This window comes from Marinobacterium sp. xm-m-383 (assembly GCF_013283255.1).
GTDB lineage: Bacteria > Pseudomonadota > Gammaproteobacteria > Pseudomonadales > Balneatricaceae > Marinobacterium_E.
This window is the reverse complement of sequence record NZ_WBYT01000010.1, coordinates 1-7,842: the sequence shown is the minus strand read 5'-3', so window position 1 is coordinate 7,842 and position 7,842 is coordinate 1. Positions and strand designations below refer to the sequence as shown.

The following is a 7,842-nucleotide window of genomic DNA, read 5'->3' as shown; positions in this document are numbered from 1 at the left end:
TAATTACATCGAGCTGTTCTACAACTCATCACGTCGCCACGGCAACAATAATGGGATGTCTCCAGTTCAATATGAAGAGCAGTATTTACGAAAGCTGGCAGCTGTCTAGGAAACTAGGGCCTTGCCAATCTACTTGCTAATTAGTGCTTGCGATTTTTGATAGGGTGAAGGGGGGTTACTCATTATCCGATTCAATTGATGAGTGTCTTAAAGATTTTCGGTGAATTTAGCTCAGAAAGAGAGTTAGAGCGTCCTACGGGTAAAGGGACTTATCCGTAGACAAAACCGTAGACACAAAAAGGTCTCTTGAGGGTGAACCTAAGGTATGTAAGTATATGTTTTGCAAGGAAAGGTGGTGTACTTGGGCAGTCTCTAAGTCCGACCATCGGTACCATTTATTTGGTATAGATTACAGAGAGACACTTTAGAAACCTTGAGATCCCTTAAGGTATCCCATTGTTTTCCTTGCGAATCCTCATGATCCGCGTCCAAGGAGTAGACAATGGGTCCCCAAAGGTAGCTAGTGTTACTTGCCCAATATTTTCCTAGTTACTAGCGTGATATAAAGATGAACCAAGCTCTTCAAATTTACCTGACATCTCTTTCATACCATGTGCTTTGATATCAGCATATTCTTTTACTTCCTGGCTGATCTTCATTGAACAGAATTTAGGACCACACATTGAGCAAAAATGGGCTACCTTTGCTGCGGGTGCAGGCATCGTTTCATCATGAAACTCTCTAGCCCTGTATGGATCAAGCGAGAGATTAAATTGATCTTCCCAGCGAAACTCAAATCGAGCTTTTGACAGGGCGTTATCTCTAACCTGTGCGCCAGGGAAGCCTTTAGCGAGATCAGCGGCGTGAGCTGCAATTTTATATGTTATCAGCCCGTCCTTCACATCCTCCTTGTTAGGTAGACCTAGGTGTTCTTTCGGGGTCACGTAACAGAGCATAGCGCATCCATACCAACCAATTTGAGCTGCACCAATCCCTGAAGTGAAGTGGTCGTAACCAGGTGCTATATCCTGAGTCAGAGGTCCTAGAGTATAAAACGGTGCTTCATGGCAATGTTCTAACTCTTCAGTCATATTTTCCTGAATTCGCTGCATCGGAACATGACCAGGACCTTCGATCATGACCTGAACATCATATTCCCAAGCAATTTTCGTCAACTCACCGAGTGTTCGAAGCTCACTAAATTGAGCCTCATCGTTCGAGTCCATGATTGAGCCTGGACGCAGCCCGTCACCGAGAGATAATGCTACGTCGTAGGCGGCACAGATCTCACATATCTCCCGAAAGTGAGTGTAAAGGAAGTTTTCTTGATGATGAAAGAGACACCATTTAGCCATAATGGAACCACCGCGAGAGACAATCCCTGTTAAACGATTGGCAGTCATAGGTACGTATTCAAGAAGCACCCCTGCGTGGACCGTAAAGTAATCTACGCCCTGTTCTGCTTGTTCAATAAGCGTATCTTTTATGACTTCCCAACTAAGGTTCTCTGTAATCCCGTCAACTTTTTCTAGTGCCTGATAAATGGGTACTGTTCCGATGGGTATGGGTGAATTACGAATAATCCATTCACGCGTCTGATGGATGTCATCGCCAGTTGATAGATCCATCAATGTATCCGCACCCCATCGAGTTGACCATACAAGCTTTTCTACCTCCTCTTCTATTGAAGAAGTAACTGCTGAATTACCAATGTTAGAGTTCACTTTTACTAGGAAGTTGCGCCCAATAATCATAGGTTCAGACTCAGGATGGTTGATGTTAGAGGGTATAATAGCCCTGCCTTCTGCAACTTCTGTACGCACAAACTCTGCTGTTATTTTTTCAGGAATATTGGCTCCGAAGCTCTCACCTGGATGTTGTTTACGTAGCAGCTCGCTTTTTATCGCTTCCAGGTTTTGATTTTCACGGATAGCGATAAACTCCATTTCTGGGGTGATGATCCCTTTTCGCGCATAGTGCATTTGAGTAACACATTTGCTCTTCAAGGCTTTGCGAATACGAACTCGTTTTTGAAAACGCTTTGCTTCTCCTCGAATATCTATCTGTTGTAAGCGAGCATATTCAGAACTTAAAACATCTAAGACCTCTGTGTCTCCACGCTCAGTGATCCATCCCTCACGAAGAGGCTCAAGCCCTTCTGTAACGTCTATGTGCTTATTGGGGTCCGAGTATGCACCCGCTGTTTCGTAAACATAGATAGGTTCGTTCTGCTCCCAATTTGAGGCATCTTTCTCATCAGCTATCGGTGTTGGATTACAACTAATTTTTCGCATGGGAACTTGTATGTCCGCTCGAGATCCTTGGACATAGATTCTCTCCGAACCCGGCAAAGGGTTAGATGATAGTGAGTAGATAAAGTCTCTCGCAGACTCTTGAGCTGTTTGTGAGCTGGTAGGTTTTGTATTTTCTGACATAAGCACTCCTGAACTAACTGGATTGCTTGTCGAGTGGTATCGAATAGATACGTGGCGACCCAAGATAAGGGTGACTGCAGAATCAAGAAATCTTGTTCCCTACGCGGGTTCTAACCCGTTCAGGTTCTGCGGATCCCGCACAATGTGCGATCTCAGCCAATAAGGCACTCCGACAAGTTTTTTTAAAATAAACACAAAAATGAAACAAATCAACAGAGATCTATTTACAAATGCGAGCGTAAAAAATACATTGAAAAAAGACAGGGGCGCCAAAAGGCTGAGAAGCACCCTTAGTACCTGAACCAGATAATGCTGGCGTAGGGAGTCGAGAATCCACTAGTCATAAAGCTAGGATTCCCCGTCTCTCTGTGGCCTTGGAGAGACCATGGAAAATATCGGACACTACCTTGATCAGATGCGTTCTGCATCACCACTAGTTCACAACATCACTAATTTTGTAGCCATGAACAGTATGGCAAATGTTTTGCTGTCTGCTGGTGCATCACCAGCTATGGTGCATAGCCTAGAAGAAGTTGAAGACTTTGCCGCAATTTCAAATGCACTGACTGTGAATATTGGAACCCTGGAGCCTGCTTGGTTGGAAGCTATGTGTAAAGCAGCCAAGCAGATGAATTCTCAGAGTAAGCCCTGGGTATTTGACCCTGTAGGCGTTGGTGCAACCAAGTATAGACAACAAGCCTCTAAACAATTACTGGCTTTAAAACCAACCGTAATACGTGGTAATGCGTCTGAAATCATGGCTCTCGCTGGTCTTGAAAGTTCGGGCCAAGGCGTTGATGGGCGAGATTCAGTAGAGTCAGCTATTGATGCAGCATGCACCCTAGCTAATCAGCTCGGATCTGTTGTCGCAGTTACGGGGGCGATTGATGTCGTCACTGATGGTGAGCGAACTGTAGAGATCCCTCATGGCAGCTATTACATGAGTAAAGTAACGACTATGGGCTGCTCTTTGAATGGCGTTATTGCTGCGTTCTGTATTGGTCAACCATCATTTGAAGCTACTGTTTCAGCTTTAACGTACTTCGGTATAGCGGGTGAGATTGCAGAGAATAAATGTAAAGGCCCTGGTTCGTTCTGGGTAGAGTTCATAGATACACTTGCATCTCTGTCTGGGGAGGCAGTGACTAGTCGTTCACAGGTTACATTGTGAACAGACTTGGCCCTATTTATGTCATCACCGATACTGAATCACCCTGGTCTATTAGAGATCAGGTTAACTTTGCGGCTGAAGGCGGTGCGCATTTAATTCAGTATCGTGACAAACATATCAGTGATGCTGGCTATTTCAGTAAAGCAGTTCTGCTTATGAAAGACCTCAAGGGATATGATTGTGAGCTAATTCTGAATGACCGAGTAAACGTGGCTAAAGAGTTGCCTCAGTGCGGACTTCATGTAGGTCAGAGTGATGGTGAATTAGCTGCTATCAAAGCATCACTTGCCCCAACTCAAATTTTGGGTCTGTCCATTGAGCATAGTTCTCAAATCAATGAAGCGAATCAGCAGATTGCTGATTACTTCGGTATAGGCCCTATCAGAGCAACTCAAACAAAGTCAGATCATGCTCCACCTATTGGGTTTGATGGTTTGAAAGATGCTGTCAAGCAGTCATCTATTCCAACATATGCGATAGGAGGAATGTCATCATCTGATATCCCTATTCTTAAATCTATTGGAGTTTCAGGTATAGCAGTTGTATCAACAGTTACACGTTCGGATGACCCAAAACAATCGGTAGAAAACCTTAGAAAAGAATGGAGCAAAACATGATCAAGAACATTCTTACTATTGCTGGCTCAGACTCATCAGGTGGGGCGGGCATTCAAGCAGATATTAAAACTATCTCTGCATTAGGTGGTTACGCAATGTCGGTTATCACAGCAGTGACTGCACAGAACACCTCTGGGGTTAAGGCTGTAAAGTTGATAGAAGCTAGTTTAATCAAAGCTCAGCTAGATGCTATTTTTGATGATATTCGTGTGGATGCCATAAAAATTGGAATGCTGGGATCAACCGAAATAATTACAACTGTCGCAGAATGTTTGAAAACCAAAAATGTTCCTATCGTTTTAGATCCTGTGATGGTCGCCAAAAGTGGTGATCCTTTGTTGGATTCAAATGCCGTAAATGCACTAAAAAATTCTCTTCTACCACTAGCCACTTTAATAACGCCAAATCTTCCGGAGGCTGCTGTGCTTCTGGGTCAAAAAGAAGCTATTAGTAGAGCTGAAATGGAAGCTCAAGCCAAAGACCTTTTGAATCAAGGAGTAGAATCCATTTTACTTAAGGGAGGGCATCTAAAGGGTAAAGACAGTCCAGACCTTTTAGCAACCGACGGCAGTCTGATATGGTTTGAGGAAAAGCGTTTTGAAACGAAAAACACTCATGGAACAGGATGCACTCTTAGTTCAGCACTAGCCACCCTTATTGGTAAGAATTACTCGATCCAAGAAGCCATTTTAGAGTCTAAAGGTTATATTACCAACGCTATTAAAGCAGCAGATAGGCTTTGCGTAGGCAATGGTCATGGCCCCACTAATCACTTTTGGAGTCTTGCAGAATAATAGTTTGAACCTAACTTAGTTACTTCAACATAGCAGTTGTCTGTATTCGACCCATAAGAGACACTTCGCGTAAACTCTGCAGCTCAGTCAAAAGGAGAAGCTAGTTATTCTTCAAGTGTAACTATTGATGTTTTTATATCGCCTTTCAATCTAATGACAGGTTTAGGTTGCATGATTTGATGGAAGTTATCTTGAAGGTAAAAGTAATGCGGAAAAAATCACTTAGACTTACCTTGGCCAGTGTTTTATTTGTTGCTGCATTTGCTGCTCATGCACACTCTGGTGCAACTGGAGTTGTTAAGGAGCGAATGGATAATTTTAAGCAGGCTAAGAAATCCATGAAAACCATCAAGCAGGCGATTAAAGCTCCTGATTTTCAAACAATCACTTTAGAGTCGGAGAAGTTGGTAAAGTGGGGGAATGAAATGCTTAACTATTTCCCAGTGGGTTCAAACCAAAAGCCATCTGAAGCTATGCCATTAATTTGGCAAGAGTGGAGTAGATTTGATGCGCATCGTCAAACTTACCTATTAAATTCAATTACCCTAGTAGAATCCGCCACATTGCAAGATCTCGATGCTGTTAGGGATGCATATGGTGAATTAGCGAAGTCCTGTAAGGCTTGTCATGACAGGTACAAAGATTAAATAACTATGTTCCAAATTAAGAGTTTGAATCACACTGTAGTCATCGTTATCAGTGCCTTACTTGCAGTGTCACTATTTCTATATTTCAGCTTCCAGCAACCAGATGAGCGTATCCCCTACAAAGATGCAGAGGCTGTAGCGAAGGGAAAAGCAATTTACTTCGCTGAGTGTGCTTCCTGCCACGGCTCCAGTCTGGAGGGCCAAGTTAATTGGAAACAACGTGATTTAAAGGGCTACTTACCCGCTCCACCGCATGATGAGTCAGGACACACTTGGCATCACGATGATCAGCTTTTGTTTAAGCTTACTAAATTTGGTGTACAGGCAATTGCAGGCAAAGAGTACAAATCAAATATGCCAGCGTTCAAGAAAAAGCTAACAGATGAGCAAATTTGGCATGTTTTAGCTTATATTAAATCTGAGTGGCCTAAGGACTTGGCTCAACGACATACAGAGATGGTTAACAATAAATAACGTAGAGGAAATTACTATGAATAACATTAAATTGTATGTTGAAGGGATGAACTGCGGAGGGTGCGTATCATCAATTCAGGAAGCATTGGCTGCAGATACTGCAATCAGTGAGGTCAGTGTAGATCTTGATAGTAAAACAGTTTCACTGGCGACAGAAAAACCCATAAATGAAGTTCTAAGTCTACTCCAAGATGCAGGCTATGAATCTGAAGTGGTAAATCAGTGATAAATAAAAGTTTAAAAATGCTTCTTTGTTCTTCGTTTGTTCTGGGGTTAAGTGTTCCAGTACACGCAGGTCATAAAGAGAATCACGTCGATGTTAAAACTGGTGCGCTGAGCGATAGAGCCAAGTTTGGCGCCAAAGTATTCAAGGATAACTGTGCGCAATGCCATGGTGAAAATGGATCAGGTAGTGATAAGGGACCTCCTTTAATTCACTCAATTTACAATCCAGGGCATCATTCAAATCAGTCTATTGTGAGTGCTATTAAAAACGGTACACGGCAACATCACTGGCCATTTGGTGATATGCCTGCACAAGAACAGATTACATTCATGCAAGTTCCTGCAATCATTCAATATATACGTGAAATGCAGGAGATAAATGGAATCAAAACGGTTCCACATAAGATGTAAAAAGATTGTCTGGGCGTGGCTCATGGTTATTTTTTGTGAGCCACAACTGAATATTCTTTAGCTGACGACTGTTTATGACCTTCAGACGTCACTACAAATTAATTGGTTTGCCACAGTCGAAAAGTACGAAGTTAGGCTCAGAAATAATTAGCGCCTAAAGTGCTAATAAACTTATACCCTGCAAAGCCACCAAACATTAAAAAAAGAACTCCACCTGCTCTGTGCAGCCAATGAAGCGGGATTTTTCTAACAAGAGCTTTACCCGCCCAAATTCCTAATACGGATATCGCAATCAAACCTAGGCTACCGCCAATCCAAACGGATAGAGCATCCATAGTGGTTGATAATGCCGCTACAGCTATTTGGGTTTTATCACCAAACTCTGAAACTAAAATCATTAAAAAGGTTGTTATGAAGATACCATGACTCGCTTTCTCTTCTAGCTCAATATCTTCCTCATCTTCGGTAGCTCTAAGTGCCAACACACCAAAAACGATAAACATTACTGCTACAGTCGCTAAAATTATTGATTCAGGTACCAACGCCGCTATGGTTGAACCAAAAATAACAGCTAGCAAGTTTAAGACTAGAAATGCTATTGCTGCACCCCAAAATACTGGCCAATGACGGTAGCGTGTAGCAAGCGCCATACAGACCAACAGACTTTTATCGCCAATTTCTGCTAGTGAAACTAAAGAAAATGTAGAGACCAAAGTTGTAACAAACTCAGACTGAATCACAATAGGAGCCTTATGGAGTTTTAAAGATTCTAATCTTTTCAAAAGAAACTTTTTAGTTAATTCGTTACATTAAATTGATCTTCATAATATGGCTACTTTGTGCCGTTAGTCGTCATCATTAACGCGCATAGCTCTGGTCATCCAGTTGTGCAAGGTTTTAAGTGGGTAGCCATTACCATAGCCTTGCCCAACACTTTGAACTGGCAAGGCCCTAGTTTCCTAGACAGCTGCCAGCTTTCGTAAATACTGCTCTTCATATTGAACTGGAGACATCCCATTATTGTTGCCGTGGCGACGTGATGAGTTGTAGAACAGCTCGATGTAATTA

Annotated in this window: 11 protein-coding genes and 2 riboswitches; of the genes, 8 read left to right on the top strand and 3 right to left on the bottom strand. The window is 42.5% G+C overall.

Annotated elements, in window-relative coordinates; genetic code table 11:
* Window positions 1-109: IS3 family transposase (locus tag XMM383_RS11570; protein ID WP_173495030.1), on the top strand; the 109-nt coding region annotated here is incomplete at its 5' end.
* A gap of 436 nt (window positions 110-545) precedes the next feature.
* Here XMM383_RS11570 and thiC read toward each other — a convergent pair.
* Window positions 546-2,435, bottom strand: coding sequence for a phosphomethylpyrimidine synthase ThiC (gene thiC / locus XMM383_RS11565; RefSeq protein ID WP_173480622.1), 1,890 nt, complete (start codon window positions 2,433-2,435; stop codon window positions 546-548).
* 79 nt (window positions 2,436-2,514) lie between these two features.
* Window positions 2,515-2,617: riboswitch (TPP riboswitch) on the bottom strand.
* A 70-nt stretch (window positions 2,618-2,687) separates the two neighbouring features.
* A riboswitch (TPP riboswitch) is annotated at window positions 2,688-2,776 on the top strand.
* Window positions 2,777-2,820: 44 nt separating this feature from the next.
* Between thiC and thiM the strand changes: the two genes are divergently transcribed.
* From thiM to XMM383_RS11530, 7 genes are all read left to right on the top strand, one after another.
* Window positions 2,821-3,606 (top strand): hydroxyethylthiazole kinase, encoded by a 786-nt coding sequence (thiM, locus tag XMM383_RS11560; RefSeq protein WP_173480623.1) that lies wholly within the window; start codon window positions 2,821-2,823, stop codon window positions 3,604-3,606.
* Complete coding sequence (thiE, locus tag XMM383_RS11555; RefSeq protein WP_173480624.1) at window positions 3,603-4,223, top strand: thiamine phosphate synthase; 621 nt, start codon at window positions 3,603-3,605, stop codon at window positions 4,221-4,223. The genes thiM and thiE overlap by 4 nt, the downstream gene beginning before the upstream one ends.
* Window positions 4,220-5,017: a bifunctional hydroxymethylpyrimidine kinase/phosphomethylpyrimidine kinase gene (gene thiD, locus XMM383_RS11550; RefSeq protein WP_173480625.1), complete on the top strand. Its 798-nt coding sequence runs from the start codon at window positions 4,220-4,222 to the stop codon at window positions 5,015-5,017. Before thiE ends, thiD begins: the two co-directional genes overlap by 4 nt.
* A gap of 179 nt (window positions 5,018-5,196) precedes the next feature.
* The gene (locus tag XMM383_RS11545) at window positions 5,197-5,664 is read left to right on the top strand and encodes a cytochrome c (protein WP_173495084.1); all 468 of its coding nucleotides are present in this window, start codon (window positions 5,197-5,199) and stop codon (window positions 5,662-5,664) included.
* Between the two features lie 6 nt (window positions 5,665-5,670).
* A complete protein-coding gene (locus tag XMM383_RS11540; protein ID WP_173480627.1) occupies window positions 5,671-6,138 on the top strand; it encodes a c-type cytochrome in 468 nt (155 codons plus the stop codon).
* 16 nt (window positions 6,139-6,154) lie between these two features.
* Window positions 6,155-6,364: a heavy-metal-associated domain-containing protein gene (locus XMM383_RS11535; protein WP_173480628.1), complete on the top strand. Its 210-nt coding sequence runs from the start codon at window positions 6,155-6,157 to the stop codon at window positions 6,362-6,364.
* On the top strand, window positions 6,361-6,774 hold the full coding sequence (locus XMM383_RS11530; RefSeq protein WP_173480629.1) for a cytochrome c: 414 nt from the start codon (window positions 6,361-6,363) through the stop codon (window positions 6,772-6,774). Before XMM383_RS11535 ends, XMM383_RS11530 begins: the two co-directional genes overlap by 4 nt.
* Window positions 6,775-6,911: 137 nt before the next feature.
* Here XMM383_RS11530 and XMM383_RS11525 read toward each other — a convergent pair whose 3' ends face one another.
* Window positions 6,912-7,514, bottom strand: coding sequence for a TMEM165/GDT1 family protein (locus tag XMM383_RS11525; protein ID WP_173480630.1), 603 nt, complete (start codon window positions 7,512-7,514; stop codon window positions 6,912-6,914).
* A 219-nt stretch (window positions 7,515-7,733) separates the two neighbouring features.
* On the bottom strand, window positions 7,734-7,842 hold a 109-nt coding region (locus XMM383_RS11520), incomplete at its 5' end, for an IS3 family transposase (protein ID WP_173495030.1).